The organism is Nitrosospira lacus, assembly GCF_000355765.4.
Lineage (GTDB): Bacteria > Pseudomonadota > Gammaproteobacteria > Burkholderiales > Nitrosomonadaceae > Nitrosospira > Nitrosospira lacus.
Genome location: NZ_CP021106.3, coordinates 2,312,969 through 2,329,690, shown reverse-complemented (window position 1 = coordinate 2,329,690; position 16,722 = coordinate 2,312,969). Strand labels below are relative to the sequence as shown.

At 55.8% G+C, this 16,722-nt stretch carries 21 protein-coding genes; all 21 read right to left on the bottom strand.

Annotated features, from left to right (window positions below; all coding sequences use genetic code 11):
* Positions 1 to 388 precede the first annotated feature (388 nt).
* Complete coding sequence (locus tag EBAPG3_RS10600; RefSeq protein ID WP_004181366.1) at positions 389 to 1,153, bottom strand: DNA adenine methylase; 765 nt, start codon at positions 1,151 to 1,153, stop codon at positions 389 to 391.
* A 165-nt stretch (positions 1,154 to 1,318) separates the two neighbouring features.
* A complete protein-coding gene (locus EBAPG3_RS10595; protein WP_004181367.1) occupies positions 1,319 to 1,546 on the bottom strand; it encodes a hypothetical protein in 228 nt (75 codons plus the stop codon).
* 44 nt (positions 1,547 to 1,590) lie between these two features.
* Positions 1,591 to 1,896 (bottom strand): hypothetical protein, encoded by a 306-nt coding sequence (locus tag EBAPG3_RS10590; protein ID WP_004181368.1) that lies wholly within the window; start codon positions 1,894 to 1,896, stop codon positions 1,591 to 1,593.
* Positions 1,890 to 2,450 (bottom strand): hypothetical protein, encoded by a 561-nt coding sequence (locus EBAPG3_RS10585; RefSeq protein ID WP_004181371.1) that lies wholly within the window; start codon positions 2,448 to 2,450, stop codon positions 1,890 to 1,892. Before EBAPG3_RS10585 ends, EBAPG3_RS10590 begins: the two co-directional genes overlap by 7 nt.
* Positions 2,447 to 3,688 (bottom strand): hypothetical protein, encoded by a 1,242-nt coding sequence (locus EBAPG3_RS10580; RefSeq protein WP_004181372.1) that lies wholly within the window; start codon positions 3,686 to 3,688, stop codon positions 2,447 to 2,449. The genes EBAPG3_RS10585 and EBAPG3_RS10580 overlap by 4 nt, the downstream gene beginning before the upstream one ends.
* Complete coding sequence (locus tag EBAPG3_RS10575) at positions 3,689 to 4,525, bottom strand: hypothetical protein (RefSeq protein ID WP_040853314.1); 837 nt, start codon at positions 4,523 to 4,525, stop codon at positions 3,689 to 3,691.
* A complete protein-coding gene (locus tag EBAPG3_RS10570) occupies positions 4,525 to 5,997 on the bottom strand; it encodes a hypothetical protein (protein ID WP_004181377.1) in 1,473 nt (490 codons plus the stop codon). The genes EBAPG3_RS10575 and EBAPG3_RS10570 overlap by 1 nt, the downstream gene beginning before the upstream one ends.
* Positions 5,994 to 6,185 (bottom strand): hypothetical protein, encoded by a 192-nt coding sequence (locus tag EBAPG3_RS15210; protein WP_040853315.1) that lies wholly within the window; start codon positions 6,183 to 6,185, stop codon positions 5,994 to 5,996. Before EBAPG3_RS15210 ends, EBAPG3_RS10570 begins: the two co-directional genes overlap by 4 nt.
* A gap of 2 nt (positions 6,186 to 6,187) precedes the next feature.
* Positions 6,188 to 9,352 (bottom strand): phage tail length tape measure family protein, encoded by a 3,165-nt coding sequence (locus EBAPG3_RS10560; protein WP_004181381.1) that lies wholly within the window; start codon positions 9,350 to 9,352, stop codon positions 6,188 to 6,190.
* A complete protein-coding gene (locus EBAPG3_RS10555; protein ID WP_004181383.1) occupies positions 9,342 to 9,635 on the bottom strand; it encodes a DUF1799 domain-containing protein in 294 nt (97 codons plus the stop codon). The genes EBAPG3_RS10560 and EBAPG3_RS10555 overlap by 11 nt, the downstream gene beginning before the upstream one ends.
* A gap of 62 nt (positions 9,636 to 9,697) precedes the next feature.
* The gene (locus EBAPG3_RS10550) at positions 9,698 to 10,033 is read right to left on the bottom strand and encodes a hypothetical protein (RefSeq protein ID WP_004181385.1); all 336 of its coding nucleotides are present in this window, start codon (positions 10,031 to 10,033) and stop codon (positions 9,698 to 9,700) included.
* 29 nt (positions 10,034 to 10,062) lie between these two features.
* Positions 10,063 to 10,989 carry a phage tail tube protein gene (locus EBAPG3_RS10545; protein WP_004181387.1) on the bottom strand — a complete coding sequence of 309 codons (927 nt, stop codon included), beginning with the start codon at positions 10,987 to 10,989 and terminating at the stop codon, positions 10,063 to 10,065.
* Positions 10,989 to 11,186 (bottom strand): hypothetical protein, encoded by a 198-nt coding sequence (locus EBAPG3_RS10540; protein WP_004181389.1) that lies wholly within the window; start codon positions 11,184 to 11,186, stop codon positions 10,989 to 10,991. Before EBAPG3_RS10540 ends, EBAPG3_RS10545 begins: the two co-directional genes overlap by 1 nt.
* The gene (locus EBAPG3_RS10535; RefSeq protein WP_004181390.1) at positions 11,183 to 11,626 is read right to left on the bottom strand and encodes a phage tail terminator protein; all 444 of its coding nucleotides are present in this window, start codon (positions 11,624 to 11,626) and stop codon (positions 11,183 to 11,185) included. Before EBAPG3_RS10535 ends, EBAPG3_RS10540 begins: the two co-directional genes overlap by 4 nt.
* The gene (locus tag EBAPG3_RS10530; protein WP_004181391.1) at positions 11,626 to 12,069 is read right to left on the bottom strand and encodes a gp436 family protein; all 444 of its coding nucleotides are present in this window, start codon (positions 12,067 to 12,069) and stop codon (positions 11,626 to 11,628) included. The genes EBAPG3_RS10535 and EBAPG3_RS10530 overlap by 1 nt, the downstream gene beginning before the upstream one ends.
* 8 nt (positions 12,070 to 12,077) lie before the next feature.
* Positions 12,078 to 12,395 carry a hypothetical protein gene (locus tag EBAPG3_RS10525; RefSeq protein ID WP_085922021.1) on the bottom strand — a complete coding sequence of 106 codons (318 nt, stop codon included), beginning with the start codon at positions 12,393 to 12,395 and terminating at the stop codon, positions 12,078 to 12,080.
* 89 nt (positions 12,396 to 12,484) lie between these two features.
* Positions 12,485 to 13,546 carry a hypothetical protein gene (locus tag EBAPG3_RS10520; RefSeq protein ID WP_004177676.1) on the bottom strand — a complete coding sequence of 354 codons (1,062 nt, stop codon included), beginning with the start codon at positions 13,544 to 13,546 and terminating at the stop codon, positions 12,485 to 12,487.
* Between the two features lie 69 nt (positions 13,547 to 13,615).
* Positions 13,616 to 13,987: a capsid cement protein gene (locus EBAPG3_RS10515; protein ID WP_004177679.1), complete on the bottom strand. Its 372-nt coding sequence runs from the start codon at positions 13,985 to 13,987 to the stop codon at positions 13,616 to 13,618.
* Between the two features lie 176 nt (positions 13,988 to 14,163).
* Positions 14,164 to 15,285: a hypothetical protein gene (locus EBAPG3_RS10510; protein WP_004177680.1), complete on the bottom strand. Its 1,122-nt coding sequence runs from the start codon at positions 15,283 to 15,285 to the stop codon at positions 14,164 to 14,166.
* A gap of 59 nt (positions 15,286 to 15,344) precedes the next feature.
* Positions 15,345 to 15,893, bottom strand: coding sequence for a phage virion morphogenesis protein (locus tag EBAPG3_RS10505; RefSeq protein WP_004177682.1), 549 nt, complete (start codon positions 15,891 to 15,893; stop codon positions 15,345 to 15,347).
* A complete protein-coding gene (locus tag EBAPG3_RS10500) occupies positions 15,893 to 16,636 on the bottom strand; it encodes a phage head morphogenesis protein (RefSeq protein WP_004177683.1) in 744 nt (247 codons plus the stop codon). The genes EBAPG3_RS10505 and EBAPG3_RS10500 overlap by 1 nt, the downstream gene beginning before the upstream one ends.
* Positions 16,637 to 16,722 lie beyond the last annotated feature (86 nt).

Below are 16,722 nucleotides of genomic sequence, written 5' to 3'. Positions count from 1 at the left end.
ATATTTGACAATTCGTTAATTTGTGACTGTTGCAAACGAATTGTACAGCATACAATATCCTATCCTAAGTAACCCAGTACCCCCTCCGCTTACGATCCAATGTCGCACGTCAATTACCGTTGACGTAAGCTCCCAATGAAGAAGCTAAAACCCCCAAAATGGTTAACTGAGCTCCCTCCTGAACAAACGTTGACGGGGTGCCGTCGTATGCTGCCAGGTGGTCACGAGTTTGGAAACGAATTCTACATAGCTGATGTCCCTAATCGCCCAAACCACTGCTTCATCATTTCCATCGGTACAGGGAAATGGGAGGTCTTCCGAATGAGAGCAGGGGATGCGGTTGAGCGATTATGGAATCCAGCCCATATAGACGATCTCCGGAAGCGCTTCACCAGTTCCTTATGATCAGCTCAGAGCGCTTGCCGCTCCGCTGGGCACCGCCTACGGTGTAGGTGATATCGACCGACTCCATTGCCAGCCCGTTAAAGGCTTTGTGCATTTCAGGAATATCATTGACGCTGATTACCATTTTGCCCTTAATTGATCTGGCCAAGTCGGCCATTTGGTCGTACTGCTCCAGTCCAAAGGGCACGCCATAGCCCTCAGTGCCCCAGTATGGCGGATCACAGTAGAAAAGCGTGTGGGCGCGATCATATCGGCGCACGCATTCCTGCCACGGGAGACTCTCTATCCATGTGCTCGACAAGCGCAAGTGTGCCTGGCTCAAATCCTCTTCCAAACGCAGCAGGTTGAGCCGGGGTGGCGTGGTGGTAGCGGTACCAAAAGTCTGACTGCTGACTCTGCCACCGAACGCCAGTTTTTGCAGATAGTAGAATCTAGCCGCACGCTGGATGTCGGTCAGCGTTTCCTCGGGCGTGGCCTGCAACCACTTGAATACCTGGCGGCTGGTTAATGCCCATTTGAATTGCCTGGTGAATTCCTCGAGGTGATGCTTTACGACCCGGTAGAGATTAATTAATTCATCGTTGATGTCATTGAGCACTTCCACCGGCGCCGGCGTCTTACGGAAATAAAGTGCGGCCGCACCGGCGAATGGTTCCACATAGCACTCGTGGTTTGGGAATAGCGGCATGATCTTGTTGGCCAAGCGCTTTTTGCCGCCGATCCAGGGGATGATAGGTGTTGCGGTCATAGTGAGCCTCACATGGTTATGCTAGACTCCCGTTGCCGCGTACGTGGCAGGGAGCCTTGGCTGTGGCTCACAGCTGTATTCTGTGGGTTGCGGCGGCCGGAGGTATGTTTGCGCATGTCTCCGGTCGCTCTCTCATCTGCGTATTCGATACGTAGATGATGGTAATCAGACAAACAGGCTCTTCACTACCCAGCCCACCACCCCGCCGATCATCAGCATCACCGTCGAGATGCTTATTACTATAGGAGCGGAGTAACTCGATTGTCCGATCGCATTCAATCCTCTGTCTACAACAGCATCGGCCCGCTGATTCAGATTCTTAGCCTCGATTAAAGCGTTGGCCAGCGTATCCTGAAGCACTTTTATTTGAACCTTCACATCTTCAACGTTCATGGTCGATCTCCTTCGTCTGTGGTTAAAAGTGATGCCGGGTATGCTCATGCTTGCCAGGCGGTTATTAATGCTTTGATTGACTCCAAATCCGGCACGCCAATCGTGTAATACACGGTCATGAACAGCAGGCAGCCAACGCCCCAGAAAATCATGTCCAATCTGCCGTAACCTCTCCATTCATGCTGTGGTAGTTCCCTGAGAAGAGCGATGATCATTACCAATACGGCGATGCCCAGCAGAGGAAAAAGCACGAATAAATACATCAAAACGATGCCGACAGCGGCATGTGCCGTCTGATCGATGATTTCGGCCAGCGTGGATTTTTTCGGCTTTGCGTCGATCTCTACCATTGGATTGCGTCCAGTTGTGACTGAGTCGGGGCAGCGCCCAGCGCCTCGATCTGATCGCGAAGTTTCTGCCTTTTCCCCGTCAGCTTGCCGTGGGCCGGGGCAAACAGGACGGCATTGGCGATGATCTTATCGACGAATTCGGCTTTGGTGATACCGCGCCCTAAGACCGCGCCATCAATCCATGGGGTGGGTTCGCTGTTATTGGCCAGCCATGCGAGAGCTTCCTCTTCCTGCTTGGGCCAACTTATTACCTCATCCGCCGGGTAGTCGGCAGTCATTTGTCGGATAGCCGTTTTGTACGCGACATTGATGCGCTTATGGGCGGAAGCAATTCGCCCAGTGTAATCCACTGGCACATCGCTATCCTCAACAACCTGAACATTGGTCGCGTCGACGGGAACATCCTTTCCTTTTACCCAGTCAATAAATTGGGATTCGGTCATAGCGGAAATGGATGGTCCCATTGTACCGGCTAGGGATTTTGCCACCGACTCTTGACCTGCAATAGTTATTACGGACGTCCCGCCGTCAGGGCGGGTATAGGTTATTTTCATACCAAGTCTCCGAAGAAAGCGAGAAAAACGTACGGAGAGTCAACAGCGCCTCCCGCCGTTGACTCGGATACATGAATTTGGCGAGCGGTCGTTGTTCTTGTATCTGTAGACCATGTAGACACAATCACCCCGCCATCCGCGTTATCATCTTGAGCAAAGCCGAGTATTCCGTAATTCACGCTTGCGAAGGTCACTGAAAAATTAATGGTATAGTTCCCGGTACCGTTGTCAGTTATAGAGGTAACTCCATAGCTACCTAGTATTGCCGGGGTTCCTGTGCCGTTAAATACCAGCCATGCCTTTGCCATACCGGGGTGATACTTCATCGCGGATATAGGGGCGACTCGTGCGGTGTCTGTTGCGGTGGCAGCTTCCGCGTTCGAGCCAAGCTCAACAACCCCGGTCGCACTCTCACTTGCCGCTTGCTTAATTGCTGTGAAAGCGCCAGCTGCGGTGCTCTGTCCGGTTCCGCCATCTGCGATTGCAAGATCAGTGATGCCTGTTATCGAACCTCCGGAAATTACCGCTGAGGCGATCGTTACAGTGCCGGTAAAGGTGGGTGAAGCGGTGGAGGCATAAGAGAATCCGTAGCAGCTTGTGCCATCGCAAATGACGAGGAGCCGCGCGCCTTGCGTGACCACTATCCCCGCGCCTGCGGCTGTCTTAACGGTAAGGGCAAAGGCGCCTGTTGTATTGTTGTAGACAGTCCAGATCTGAGGGACCGTAGGCACGATCACGTTTCTATTGCCCGTGAGCGCGCCGGTGAAATTAAGAATATCGTTGCGTGCCTGCGCTGCGGTAAGAGTGACATCTCCAGCGGCGCCGGCGACCGACAGCGACAGCAGTCCGATGACAGGAATATTGCTGATGCGGCGATCATTGACTACCGTTATCGAGCCGGTATCTGTGGTGATTTCATAGAGCGGGATTTGTCCGGCCGTGAATCCGGTCGTGTTCTTGCTGACCACTCCCGCCCGCGTCGCTTCGACGTAATTGGTAGCGCTCGCGGTCAGTAAGATGGTTGAGTCCGAGATGCTGGTCAGCACGCCATCCACCCACATCTCTCCGCCGTAGTAGCCGAAAGTCAGACCGGTGGTGGTGGCTGGCTTGTACCCGAACGGGGCAGGCGGCAGAGAAGCCGCGATCTGGTTGATATCTATTTCCGCATTATCACGGACAGGGTAATCGGGGTTGCCGACCACCTTTTTCTGGGCGTAAACGTTACGAGCCGCAGTCATTTAGGTTTCCTCCATAATCAATTCAGTGCGGTTCGTTTCCAGGAATCTGCCCTCGATGTCAGGCATCTGGATTACTTTGAATACTCCCGCGAAATCGCGTTCTTTGGCACCGCCTATGGTCGGGAACCCACTAAAGAAAAAATCTCGCCGTTTGCCGATCCGACGGAATATGTCGCCAAGCTGGACGCGCTCCGAGTCTGTTAGGTATTCAAGGTTAAAGCGCATGGTACGGTATGGCTCTCCGGCGTCTGATCGTAGGCTTCCGCCTTCGGTGCGCTCCTGTTCGGTGCGTTCATTCCAGCCCCACTTGAAGCCCCAGCTCATATTGTCCGTGGGCTCGAATACCGATCCCAGGAAAAGTCTTGAAGCCTGCATGAAGGTGTCGGTGTTGGCCGCATCATCCCATTGCAGGGAGAAGCTCTGCGCTTGTACTGACGTAAAGAAAAGGTCTTTCCACTTGACTGGCCAGTCACTGAAAAGCTCCGCTCCCCACGGGTCTACACCCCAAACGAAATCCCCCCATCCTTGCGCGGCGCCGAAGGTCAGCACACCCGAGTCGTAAACCACAGTGCCAGTCTGATTTGAGGCATCGTAAAGCTTGAGCCGGAGAGTTGCGACGGCGGTGAAGTTATGTCGGACAAGCGCCATAGCGGAAATGTTTTTTACACCGGAAAAATTCCCATAGATGTATTGGGTGGCCAGCGAGGTGGATCTCGCTACTCTTGCACGGGCCGGATCTTGCAAGTTCGTGACAGGCAGGGTGGCCACCAATGCCGGGCTGGCGCTGAGCGTGGCGGTATCCGCTTCATTGATGCCGATAATGCGTAGGTTAGCCATTATTTCCATACCCGCAGAGTGACGCGGCCGCGCGCCGGTTCTTCATCCAGGCCCACGACCACGGCCGGGGCACCGGCAGCGAAGCCAAAGCGCGGATGGGTGACCTTTACCACCTCGCCCAGATTGACGCGCAGCGGCGCCGTCCAGACGCCGATCTCATATACGCCGCGCACTTGGCTAAAAAGCGTTGCACGACGTGATGCCTCCGTTGCAGCCTCGGTAGCGTCCGCAAACAGAGTTGGCTCGAGATCCGGACTACGGGCCAGCAGGTGCGTTGTTTCGATGCCGGCGTTGGTTGCGATCGCCACCTGGTGCTCGGCCGAGTAGAGAGCACGGTTAGTCTCTGTAACGGCCCCGGCAAGACCATCGGTTTGCGGAGTGTAGTTTCGCGCATAGCCTAGCCGCAGTGTCTTGATTGGTAACACCCGGCCCGTGCAGGCGAATTGACGTTCGCGAATATCATCGGCTTCCAATTCCAGTACGGGGGATCCGGAGGGAGCATCCAGCCTGCCCAGCCTCAGAAATCCATCGCGCGAGAAGGTCCAGAACCCGCCCACCGCTGACGCCAACTCATCAAGTACCGGGATCACGTTCTCCCTATTTCGGATATATATACCGAGGGTTTGCGGAGCGATCGTATTGAATGCTGAGAAGTTGGTTGCATCAATATCATCGGCAGTGAGCTGCGTACGCGTCGTCACGATGTGATTGACGATATCGGCGCACTTCGTGAGGTAGATTCCGCCAGGCTTGGCGCCTTTAACATCGGCAGTGATGCGCCCGGCCGGAGCTGCGCTGAGTGTAAACGTGCCGGTGGCGATGTCGGTGGTGTATGCCACCGCAAGCCCATTATCCCGGACGGCGGTGATTGCCTCGATGGCGCCGTCGTGTACCTGGTACTGATGCGTAGCGGCCACAATCAGTAATGGCTCGACGTTGAAGCATTGGCCGAAACAGAGGGGCTTTGGCTGATCTTTGTTCGCGGTGGATCCACCGATCAGGTTCGTTTGAATCGGGACATTCATCGCCCAGGTCTTGTCGCGCAGCTTCAGGGCCAAGCGGTTCGGCGCCGGCGCGTATATATCGCCGATGGTGCCGTCAAGCACTCGCCGGTAATCTGACTTCGACCAGTCTGGGTCACCCATATATAACCGTACTGCCCGGCCATCCCAGGAATCGCTTAGCCAGCTGTCGCGGGAGCCCGATTCATTGATGATTTCGATATCTCCCCAGGTCGGCAGCGATTTCCCAGTAAACAATTCAGAGAGTTGAGAAGAAAAGCGTGGCACGCCAACAATAATATCGTCATAGGCGGCATGCGCTGGCGAGTCGATGGGGCCTGAGATAAACGCACGGTTCGACATGGTGCGCACGACCTCGATGCCACCGGAGTAGACGGAGGCTTCAACAAGAAGCGCCCGTGCCGTGCCATCGCGCTTGAGCCAGACAAGAAAGTCGGTATCAGAAATCATTTTTCCGGAGGTGCCTGAATAACGGATCTTGCCAGCTCTTCTTCAATTTGGCCCCTCATGGTTTCGGATAGCACGGCGTCGCTGAGCCTTCCATACTGAGCGCGGATCAATTGCACTCTCAGCATCTTCAGTAGCTCGGTCAACCTTCGGTTCTGCAAAACCAGCTTGGTTATATCGCTCTCACTCATGCTCACGCCAGTACCCCCGCCTGCTGCGCGCTTACTTGCACCCGAGCGGCATCGAGCGTGGCACGCACAATCGCTTCTGTTTGGGCTTTGATCACGGCCGCATCTGTCGATGCGCGGGCGGCAACTGCAGCGGCCAAGATATCGCCAATACGTTTATCCAGGTTGGCGGTGTTGGTTACAATGGCGTCGAGAGGTACTTTCAGATCTGTGATTGCGATCGCGCTATCGGTGAGCTGGCTGCCAATGAGATCCCCGACCGCAGCTTGCACGTTTGCGAAGAGTGCGCTGTATTCGGGGCTGGAAGCGAAGAACCCGCGCCCTTCTTTCAGGTAATCCTGGGCGGCGCCACCGAGTCTGCCGATAGCATCCATATTGCCGGCCTTCGCCTGGGCCAGCGTGGTGGCATAGGTCGCCTCTGCGGTTGCCAAGCGCTGTGCGGCCGTCAGCGGCGACAAATCAGAGAGCGCAAGCGACGCCATCTGATCTGCCAAGCCCATCAGTCGCTGCATGCCGGTAACAAGGCCCTGGCCAATGGCGACCTGCGCTCTAGCCGACTCTTCGGCAAGACGGGCAAATGTCTGACCAAGGGACTCGTTAGCTTGAGCAAATTCACGGATATTCGGCATCAGCTTTAAGGCCAGCTCATCAGCTATGCCGCCAAACATAGCATCGATCCGGCGCTGATTCTCATCCGCATCCTTTGTGAGCGCCAGCTTGATGCTTTTCGTGTAACCCGTGACAGCATCGGTCGACAAGCCCAGAATTTTTGCGTACTCGATGCCGCTATCTTTCAATGCCTGAAATCCCTTGCCGAAGTTATCGGTTAGAGACTCCGAGAGCGGAGCTGTGTCGGTGCCGAACTTACTCTTCCGGAACCAGCCGCCCTTTCGCTTCCAGTCCGAGAATGCAGTGCCGCTGAATCCATCATCACTGAATGTCCCTTGAATGCCCTCTGCCTGCACCTTTTTAGGCCCGAGGCCGAATGCACGATTTATCAGACCGCCAATACCTCCTAGAAAATTCAGTATTCCGCTGCCTTTGAATATCTCGTAGTCCCCCGCGATCATGTTGGAGAGCATGACGCCAGCGGCGGCTATCGCGAGTGGCCCGGCCGCCGCGGCCGCCACCGATCCCATAGATAACGCCGAACCGATACCAGACATTCCGGCCGCACTGTAGGCTCCGGCAGCCGCAGTCGCTTGCGCGCCGGTTAGCCCCATGCCCGCACCGAATGCAGACACCGCGCTTGATCCAAACAGAGAACCGGCACCTGACACAAGGCTGGCAATACCACCGGTAAATGCGCCGGAGAATCCATCGAATATGGCCTTGCCTATCTGAAGCACGTTTGCCCCAGTAGACAAAAGTCCGCCGCCTCCAGAGGCATTTGCCACACCCCCAAGACCAAGCACCCCGCCGACCGATGTGCCGATGTTAATAATCCATTTACGCACGGTGAGCTGATAAAGCATATCGATGATCGATGCCTTGATCGATGCGCCAATGGCTTTCATGGCGCCGGTACCGTGACCGAGCAGTTGAACAAACGCCATTTTCCCGGTTTGCTCTACGGTGCCCCACATGCGGTTCCATTCCTGGGCCGTTTCCTTCGCGGCGTCCGCTTCGATCTTTTCCCGCTCGGCGGCAGCTTTCGTTTGTTCCTTGAGCAACGCGGCCTCCGCTTTACGTTGCTTTTCCAGAAGTTCAACCTGCTCTTTCTGGGTGGCAATACGCGCCTCTTCAGCTTGCGTAGCGGTCGCCCATGCCTGGGCGCTGGTCATGATCTCCCTGCGCAGCGCTTCCGTGGGGGCTTTCGCGGCTTCAGCAGCCGCGACAAGCATGCGTTTCTGAATTGTGTTTAGGCCGATCTGCTCCGTTTCGATCTTAAGCGCGTCCGCATATCGGTTCGAGGCATCGATTTCTTGTTTGAGCTCCTGCGCCGCACGTTTGCGATTTTCCTCACTTAGCTTTGCAGCCTCTTCGGCCGCTTTTTTCTTCTGGAGTGCCAATATCTCCGCTTGCTGCGCTGCCTGCTGACGTGCAAGACCCTCGCGAGCGGCAGCCGCATCCGTATCAACAGGAGCAACGGTGCTCCCGCTGGCATTTTTTAGATTCTCGGACAGGCCAAAGCCAGTGAAATATCTGAGCCGATCCAGCCAGTCGCCGCCCTCGATCACCCTACGCATGTTCTCGAAAGTGGTCGTGAATGATCCAAAGATAGTTTCGACCGTGTTTTTAACAACACTGGTACCGCCTATCGTTTTGAGCAGATCATCCCAAGCCAAACCGGCATCACGGATAGTTTTAGTCATGCCTTGATTCATGGATTCGGCAACTTTATCCAGCCCTTGCTCTCGCATGGTGCTTAGAATTAAGGTAATAGCCTCAGCCTGGCGACCCGTGTCGACCAGCTGCTTGATCATCTCTTTCTGGGTGTCATTGAATGACACGCCCGAGCGCTTCAGCGCAGTCAAACCCTCATCCGGATTTTCCAGTGCCTTGCCAAGCTGCAGCACGGCCGATTTCAAATCCGTTTGCATCACTGCGGCCAGATCGGCGGATACCTCAAGCGCTTCGCCAAAGCTGTTGCGGGAAATGTTGCGGAATGTGAGGAGTACTGCCATCGAGTCACGCAGCGCGTCGTCGTCAATGCCGAGCCGGCCTTTCATGCTGTCGGCCATCGCGTCGAGATCGGCTTTGGTGAGTCCGGCAGCGTGGCCGGTGCCACGCAGTACTGCCTGAAGCCGAATATGCGACTGCTCCGCCAACGCGCTCTGGGTAACCGAGGTTTTAAGCGCGGCCACCAGGCCGACAACAATCGCCGCGCCGGCCGCCTTGGCCGCCATGCTGACACGTCCCAGAATGGATTCTTGACGCTCATATGAGTTAATAGATTGCATACTCTGCGCCACGGACTCGCGCTGTGCACTGGTAAGCTGGTGTTGAGAGGCTTCGTAGGCGAGGGTTTGACTCTTGGTCATGCCCAGCGTATCCGCCTGGCGTTTTAGGGTAGCGGTAAACTTATCTGCGGCTGCGGCAGATTCGGCATTGGTCTTCTTGGCGGTTTGACCTATCCCACCGATCGCCTCCTCCGTTTTGCGCGTCTCGCCAATGACGCCTTTGCCGTCGGCAGTGATCTTGATCCCAACATTCAGATCATCGTTCACGATTCAATATCTCCATTGCCGCGCTTTCCATGATTCTGAGATCTGCAAATAGACGTTTTTGGTTCCGGATGCCGTTCATGGCCATCGCTGCCACAATGCCGGGGTATTCGAATCCGAGGATGGCGCCGGTCATGCCGTGCACTCGCCACTGGGTCAAGACCGACAAGAAGAATTCGACCGTTTTGACGTTCTCTTTCCAAACACCGAAAGCGTTGTCTTCGGCTGCATCTTCATTCGCCTCGGGCTCTACAGTGATGCCGAACGCACGCAGATCCTCTTCCACTTCGTCGGGCCCTGCACGAGGGTTGCCAACCTGACCTGCCGCCCAGTGACGGGCGGCGTCTGCTAGTTTTTTAGAGCGGCCGCCCTTCCTGAATTTGCCTTCCAGAATGCTTCAAAAAATCCGGCACGGACATAACCGATCTCGAATAGCTCCAGCCTTTGCTCCGGGGAGCAAACTAGCGGCTGGCCGTCTTCATCCGCCACGTCTTTCCAATCCGTGACCACCTCGCAAAGAAACTCGACGTCGTGTGGCGACTCCTGAAGCAACTCATCGATCTGGGGCTGACTAAGGAGCTTGAATTCCGCTTGCAGTCGACGTGGTTGTGTTTTCCCGCCATCTTGCGGCACCTGCACTGTAACCGGCCACCAGATACTCGTTTTTTTTACCAGCTTGAACATGGTTTCTCCTGGAGAAAATGCGTTCTTATTTAGATGGACGTGATTGTCAGCTCATCGTTACCGCTCGATCCGGGCATAAATCTCAGACCCATTTTCGCCGCGGCAAACCCATCTCGATCCTCGTATGAAGGATTGATCAGTTGCACGTTGGGAGCGTCTATTTTTACTTTGTAGCCAGCCACGGTGCCGTGAGTGATGGTTAGAGCGCCGAGGGTCGCGGCTTTGGATATCGTCCAGAAATCCTTTGTGGCAATATTCGTAGCTTCGATCACGATATCGCCAGCAGGCTCGCGGTCGGTCAACTGGATGTCTTCGGTGCCAACCAAATTGCGATGCACCAACTTCGTGGCCAGATCAATATTCATGTCGTATAGCTTGCCCGCATAACCGTGCAGCGCAAATGCACTGGTGTTCGCATTGTTGACCGCGATCGAATCCTTCCAGGCGGTGAGCGTCTGGGTTGGCATTACCGCATCGGAGATGCCACCGTAAAGCCCCATCGTCTTGAATGCAAAAACTGGGTTCCCTTTGGCGCTGATTTTCATGGAGACAGATCCACGGCAGCCCAGCAGCTTATGTAGAACGCCATCCAGATTGAAATACTGAGTTACCGACTCGATGGCGGATGAGATCGGGTTGTAGGCCACGGATACCCCGGCAGATATGGTTTCCGCGAAAGCGCACGCGCGCACCAGCGGCCCCCAGGCGGGAGCTGTGCCGAGCGTTCCGCTGCCCACCAGCTCGACCTCATAATCCAACCTCACTGTGGTGTTGACGGGGAGCTGAGCCTGATGCCCGAAAAACGCCTGCTCTCGATTCCGGTCGATCATCTCGTTTTCCATCGGCGTGATGTTGACATTGAGGCAGAGGATCGCGTTGGCCACACCTGTTGGGAGTGCATCCGTGGCGTATGTGGTCTCGATCTTGGTGAGCAACGCCTTTTTGCGGAAGAACATTATTTGGCTCCTTTCTTGGTTTTGCTTACAGCCTCTTCAATCGGAGCGGCATCGGCGTCATCGGCTTCTGAGGGGCGTGGGCGATTCCCTTCCGGATGATCAGCGGTGGGCGCTTGTGTTTGCGTCAGGACGCCGGTATCAGGGCAAACTGTGTAGCTGCCCCCCGTCGCCGGTAACGCGGTTTTATCTGTGTTCATACGTACCTCAATTGATGTGCGGTTAAAAATTCATCCTGCCACCAGAGCACGGCATCCGAGAGCCGCAGTAATCTGCCGCCGACATATTCAACCGGGTCAAAAGCGCTATCCGGAGACCAGCCCAGCAATGCTGTTATGACGCTGGTACGCAGGATTCGCAGATCCGCTTGCGCTTTTTCCCCTCTCATATCGCTTACATTTGATACCGCCAGCACCACCGCGAATCTAACTTGGTTGCGCTGCAAAACGCCGCCGGTTGCAAACTGATTCTGGCTGGCACGTTCCGCAGCGGGCACCACATAAGCGGCAGGCACCTGTTTCAGATCTTCCGAAGCGGCCGCCAACTCCGCTGCAGCAGCCACCCGGCGCAGTGATGGGGGAGGAACCTGATCGGCCAACCTGGCTATAACGAGCTCCGGATCGAGTAGAACGATGGCCATTACAAATAATCCCCCAGCGTGCCGACGGTCCCATCTGACCGGTTTGCGGTAAAGACTCTGTCACCCGCGTCGTAACCGGCACCACCCGATTGCACCGGCTGCTCGTTTGTTGCGTCCGCGCCCAGGCTTACTTTCCCCGTTGCTACTTCCTGTAGAAAGCGGATTGTGTCTTTATAGCGCTGGGTCAGTTGGTCGGTTGCACGAACGTCGTAAAGACGGTACCGGGCAATATCGCACGCCAGCTTTTCCAGCACTGTCGGCACTGGCAAGATTGGCAGCGTGTATTTCGTTGCCAGGTAACCGTTGATTTCTGCATCCGCATCTTCCAGCGCTCTGGTCACCACGGTATCGTCGATCGCACTGGTATCGCTACGGTCGGTAAGCTGCGTCAGCTCCTCGATCCCGAAGCGATCAACAAGATCCTGTTTGGTGGCGTAGGACATTAAGGTGCTCAGCTATTTGCAGCTGCCCTCCGACCGCTTTTCGCAGAGGTGGGCTTCGCCTCAGGCTTGACCACCTCAACCGGCTCCTCGACTACAACCGGCTCCTCGACTACAACCGGCTCCTCGACTACAACCGGCTCCTCGACTACAACCGGCCTCTCGACTTCTGGCGGCAGGGTGGACGGCGGTTCGCTTTCCACGATCAGAACGATCCGGCCAAGCACAATCAGCCGTTCCGCATGCTCGTCGCCCATCTCGACGACTTCCCCAATCGCATAAGCTCGGTTATCGTGATTGAGCGGACTGTTAACGATATATTTTCTCATTGGAAAATCTCTGGTGAGTTTGCTTACGCCTTGCCCGGCATCCTCGTCGGGATGCCGGGGTAGCCACTGCTCTCGGGGGGGGTTATTTTTTAGGCGACTGCGTTTTCGAACATGTACGCCAAATCGTTGGCTGTCAGCAGCTCTTTCACCGACTCTCCAACGCGCACGATCTCGCCGCCACGCATGCCGATGTTCTTCTCATACTGGCTACCGGCGATGCGTCCGCCCCACTGGGCAGTTATGCCGTAGGTGGTGCCGCGCTGGGTATCTGCTGTCTTGTTACGGTAAGCAAACACGGCATGCTTGCCCCATACCCGCGCCATTGAGGCGGCTTGCCCTTTTTTGGCGGTATTGATCCAGCCCTCGCCAACCAGGACATCTTCCAGTTCAAACAGTGCCGCAACTTGGGCGCGGCTTACCACACCCGCGTCTGTATTGTTGCCGAACACGGCTTTGCAGATCTTGGGATGCGTGGCAAATTTGGTCCATGACGCCCGGCCAAAAATGCCTATATTCGGGCGCATGATGCAGGTGTCGAGCGCAGTCAGCACTGCGCTCACGGGGTCGGAGTTGGTGAAGTCCGACCATTGCGAGGTGCCGGAGAGCGTGGATTTATTGTTTGCGCCGTAGTTACCAGCGGTAAATACCAGATCAGCCGCGCGTTTCTCCCGAGCCAGCAATAACAGATCAGAAACGAACTCCGTTGCTTTCATCAGCGGGTCAGGTAAGTTCGGCTGGCTTGCGGCTGACTGAATATCGGCATAGGGCACCGCATCATCCAGGGCATGATCTTCGGTGGAATCGGACGTTTCGGTCGCGCTCATTTCCACTTGGCCAGGCGCACTTTTGCGCCCCACCTTGGTATCCGGCACTGTGAAAAAAGTACCTGACGGATATTTGAGATATTTAAATGATTGATCTGCCACCATCACACGCGGCAATACGTCATCTGCGATCAGCCTGGTGTTCCGGTAGGCGATGGCGATCGCGGTCAATTGCGGCGTGGTCGGGAATGGTGTGGTGGCCAGCGCCATGAATGGCAAGGCGGCAAAAGCGGGATCTGCGGGTACCCAGCCCATGACCAGCAGTGCCGCGACCACCAGCAGCGGAAGGACTCGAAACATTATTTGATATGAGAAGACAGATTTCATCGGTGTGACTCCTGGGGTTATATGTGAATAGCGAAACTAGTAGCTACTTGCTTGATTGTCAGTCGTTGGTTAACCCTGCATTAAGCCTGGCGCAAGCAGGACCGGCGCGATATCTCCGGACACCGCCGAGACGTGAGCAAAGCCGATGATGCGAGCGTTTGCGCCTGCGGCGGGAGCTGCCGCGACCGCTTTGCCGCTGGCGTCCGCTGTAACCGGTCCGCCACGGGTCACGGTTCCGCCGAACTCGACTTCGGCTAGGCCTGACATAACGACATCGCAACGCTCGTTGATGGCCGGAGCCACAGCGGTGGATACGCCTACCGAAAAGTCAGCAGCTGCCGCCGCCTGCACAACCTGATTGTCTGCCGTACCGAATTTGACGATGCGATAGGCTGAGATCGCAGCTTCCGCTTTGAAACTCTTGGTAAGAACTGGATTCATGGCCGCTTGGCTCCTTTTTTTGATTGATATGATGTTGCCTGGTATGCGTATATGGGTGTGGCCAAGTCCAGCAGTATTCCGGCGAGCCCTTGCTGGAACGGACTCAATTTAGGGATCTGCGGTCCCAGCGCCTTGCTCCTGCCACACCCGTTAATCGTTGACCTATCCCCTGTTTGCTAGGCGCGTGCTTCGGTAACGTGTTTTACCGCGGCCGATACGGAAATCTCACGCCCGGCTTTGCGTTCTGATTCCTGGAATTCAACCGCTTGTTTGGCAATTTCCTCCCCAGTGCTCCCCTCATTGATGGTGCCCTTGTTACCGAGCTCACCGAATTCGACCTGCTTGGGCAGGCTAGACAGAAAACCGCGCAACCACTCGGTTGCAGCCTTGGATTCCTTTTTGTCGCCTTCGCCAAATTCGATCACACCCGCCTCATTGGCTCCGCTCATGAAAGCCACCAGGCCGTGTTTATCCTTGGGGAGGACCTTGCCAGCAGCCGTCAAACCCTCGACAAACTCGGTAATTTCAGCGGTGCGGGCTTTCGCCTCGCGCTCTGCGATCACACGTTCACGCTCGGCAAACTCCGTCTGCCTGGCTTTCAATTCTTTGTTCTCTTTATCCAGTGCGGCTAGCCGCGCCCTGTCTTCTGCACTCATCTCATCTCCTGCGGTTGTTGCCGCTATGGCGGCGGTTTCAGAATAGGTGGGTGACCCGTTTACTGGCGATGCCGGCTGCCGTACTGCATCCTCGGTAAGAGAAGTGGTTGCCCAATCCGGCACAACCTTGTCAGCCTCATCCAAGCCAAACTTGCTAATCATCCAATCACGCAGGCCGCGCCACAGACTGGCGTTTTGCATATCTGCCCAATCGCCAAACTCGACTACGCCCTCTTCGGTATCGGCAAACGAGGCGGATTTCAGACCTTTGACGGCGGGCGGCTGTGCGCCAAGGAAGCCGACGTGACGCAGATACCAGTTGCCGGGGGTGGGGTTTGAAGGGTGTGCGGGCGAATAGAGGCTGGCCGAAATTTTCTTGAAGCGGCCATCGGCAACCAGTTCGGCGAATTGCGGTTCTACCTGGGCAGGTTCCGCCTGCAGGTTGCCATCGGCAAAACTGAGCGACTTGACCCAGCCATAAGCCGGATCATCATGTTTGGGATGCCCTACTACCAGAGGCGCTTCGTGCTTGTCGGGTGAATAGGAGGCAGCGATTGCGGCTAAATCAGCGTCGCTGAAATTGTAGGTGTCGCCACTGGTGGCAACGTGACTGCCGGACTTGAAAATATGAAGTGGTTTCATGGATCTCCCTCGAATGCTTCATTGTCGTGGGAGTCATGCACCGCCTCAATTAATGTAATTTAATAATTACTTCCGGTAAGGTAATCGTTGATCACGTCGATAATCGTACCGCGATCCTGTTCGGAAATACCCAGGAATGGGCGCGCGGGTATGTTTCCCCAAGGGATGTGCGCTCCGCGCCGAGTTTTGCCGAAGGCACCTTTCCTGGCGCCGAACTGATGTGTGCCAGCATAGATCATTGAGCTGCCGATTACTACTGCATCGCGGCCGAGCAGCTGGTAACGGATGGTGGTTGAAAGCGATCTCGTTTCGCCAACCAAAGGTTTTTTACCCGCTACAAAAGATTTTCCTTTTTCCGTCAGCCCGCCGGTACGCCTGGAAAATGCGCCTGGCTTCCTTTCCAGCAATTGACGAATCACCAGGTGCGAGTTGGGCGCCCATGCCTGGCCATCCGGACCGCGCGAAGTGCCGAATCTGTCCATCGTTGAATCCGCTATCTTCTCGCCGATCATTGCAAGGGGGCCGGATAAATCTCCTCCGCGCCGGATCAACTCATCCAGCCCCCGCATTGCCCCACGGTCATCAACCTGGATTTCTATACGCGCCATTAGCCGCCACCCTCGACGTGTTTGCGCAGCTGCTCGGCGAGCTCGGGGGAGTAGCGGTTGTAATCCGGATCCCACTTATTGCCGGGCGCACCTGGTGCGTAGTCCCAGCCGTAGTCGATACCCTTCGGGATAGTATGCGTAACGCCGTTGTGGTCCGTCTTGGTGTAGGTTCCATCATCCGGCGCTTCCATTTTGCCTGCACGTCGCGCTTCCGCTGGCGTTACCGCAACCGCGCGGCAGCGGCAGCCCCACCCATTGGGCGGGTAATGCGTCTGCCACCAGGGATCATCTTTCGGCAATATCAGACCGTCCCAGGAAACATGCAGCGGGCGCGGGTGCTGTACCGAATCGTTGTGCTTGTAGCGCCAGTATTCGAAACGCTGCAGCTGCTGTTGGCGGCCGGCCGCGTAGCTGGTGCTCATGTTGGTGGTGTAGATTACGCGGGTGCGCCAGTCGCGTGGGCCAGTATAACTCCACCCATGCTTTCCCACTATGGCGTCGAAGCTGTCCCGGAACCATTGTAGGGTTTTTCCCTCCGCGATCGCACTGTCGACAATTTGTCGCAGCTCCTGGAGCAAATCGGCTTTCTGTGCACCAGCAACAATGAATGCCCGATCATGCGCTGCCTTCAGAATATCGTTCCAACGTTTGGTCGGGAGATTGAGTTTTGCGCGGAAAAAAGTGATCTGCTCGGCGAAAGGGAGCTTGGCAGAAGCGGCCGCCGAATTATCATCAACCGCCATGTGCGTCCTTCAGACAAAATGGAGCGTTGCCTGGCTCAGAAAATACCCCTTTAAACGTTTTATAAAACGATTTAAATGGATCGTCT

What these genes read in the sequence shown, in the direction of transcription:
- EBAPG3_RS10520 (WP_004177676.1), bottom strand. Translation starts at nt 13,546, where the DNA reads ATGAAATCTGTCTTCTCATATCAAATAATGTTTCGAGTCCTTCCGCTG.
- EBAPG3_RS10570 (WP_004181377.1), bottom strand. Translation starts at nt 5,997, where the DNA reads ATGATTTCTGATACCGACTTTCTTGTCTGGCTCAAGCGCGATGGCACG.
- EBAPG3_RS10600 (WP_004181366.1), bottom strand. Translation starts at nt 1,153, where the DNA reads ATGACCGCAACACCTATCATCCCCTGGATCGGCGGCAAAAAGCGCTTG.
- EBAPG3_RS10550 (WP_004181385.1), bottom strand. Translation starts at nt 10,033, where the DNA reads ATGTTCAAGCTGGTAAAAAAAACGAGTATCTGGTGGCCGGTTACAGTG.
- EBAPG3_RS10540 (WP_004181389.1), bottom strand. Translation starts at nt 11,186, where the DNA reads ATGAACACAGATAAAACCGCGTTACCGGCGACGGGGGGCAGCTACACA.
- EBAPG3_RS10585 (WP_004181371.1), bottom strand. Translation starts at nt 2,450, where the DNA reads ATGAAAATAACCTATACCCGCCCTGACGGCGGGACGTCCGTAATAACT.
- EBAPG3_RS10510 (WP_004177680.1), bottom strand. Translation starts at nt 15,285, where the DNA reads ATGAAACCACTTCATATTTTCAAGTCCGGCAGTCACGTTGCCACCAGT.
- EBAPG3_RS15210 (WP_040853315.1), bottom strand. Translation starts at nt 6,185, where the DNA reads ATGAGTGAGAGCGATATAACCAAGCTGGTTTTGCAGAACCGAAGGTTG.
- EBAPG3_RS10525 (WP_085922021.1), bottom strand. Translation starts at nt 12,395, where the DNA reads ATGAGAAAATATATCGTTAACAGTCCGCTCAATCACGATAACCGAGCT.
- EBAPG3_RS10535 (WP_004181390.1), bottom strand. Translation starts at nt 11,626, where the DNA reads ATGGCCATCGTTCTACTCGATCCGGAGCTCGTTATAGCCAGGTTGGCC.
- EBAPG3_RS10530 (WP_004181391.1), bottom strand. Translation starts at nt 12,069, where the DNA reads ATGTCCTACGCCACCAAACAGGATCTTGTTGATCGCTTCGGGATCGAG.
- EBAPG3_RS10590 (WP_004181368.1), bottom strand. Translation starts at nt 1,896, where the DNA reads ATGGTAGAGATCGACGCAAAGCCGAAAAAATCCACGCTGGCCGAAATC.
- EBAPG3_RS10515 (WP_004177679.1), bottom strand. Translation starts at nt 13,987, where the DNA reads ATGAATCCAGTTCTTACCAAGAGTTTCAAAGCGGAAGCTGCGATCTCA.
- EBAPG3_RS10505 (WP_004177682.1), bottom strand. Translation starts at nt 15,893, where the DNA reads ATGGCGCGTATAGAAATCCAGGTTGATGACCGTGGGGCAATGCGGGGG.
- EBAPG3_RS10575 (WP_040853314.1), bottom strand. Translation starts at nt 4,525, where the DNA reads ATGGCTAACCTACGCATTATCGGCATCAATGAAGCGGATACCGCCACG.
- EBAPG3_RS10500 (WP_004177683.1), bottom strand. Translation starts at nt 16,636, where the DNA reads ATGGCGGTTGATGATAATTCGGCGGCCGCTTCTGCCAAGCTCCCTTTC.
- EBAPG3_RS10580 (WP_004181372.1), bottom strand. Translation starts at nt 3,688, where the DNA reads ATGACTGCGGCTCGTAACGTTTACGCCCAGAAAAAGGTGGTCGGCAAC.
- EBAPG3_RS10545 (WP_004181387.1), bottom strand. Translation starts at nt 10,989, where the DNA reads ATGTTCTTCCGCAAAAAGGCGTTGCTCACCAAGATCGAGACCACATAC.
- EBAPG3_RS10595 (WP_004181367.1), bottom strand. Translation starts at nt 1,546, where the DNA reads ATGAACGTTGAAGATGTGAAGGTTCAAATAAAAGTGCTTCAGGATACG.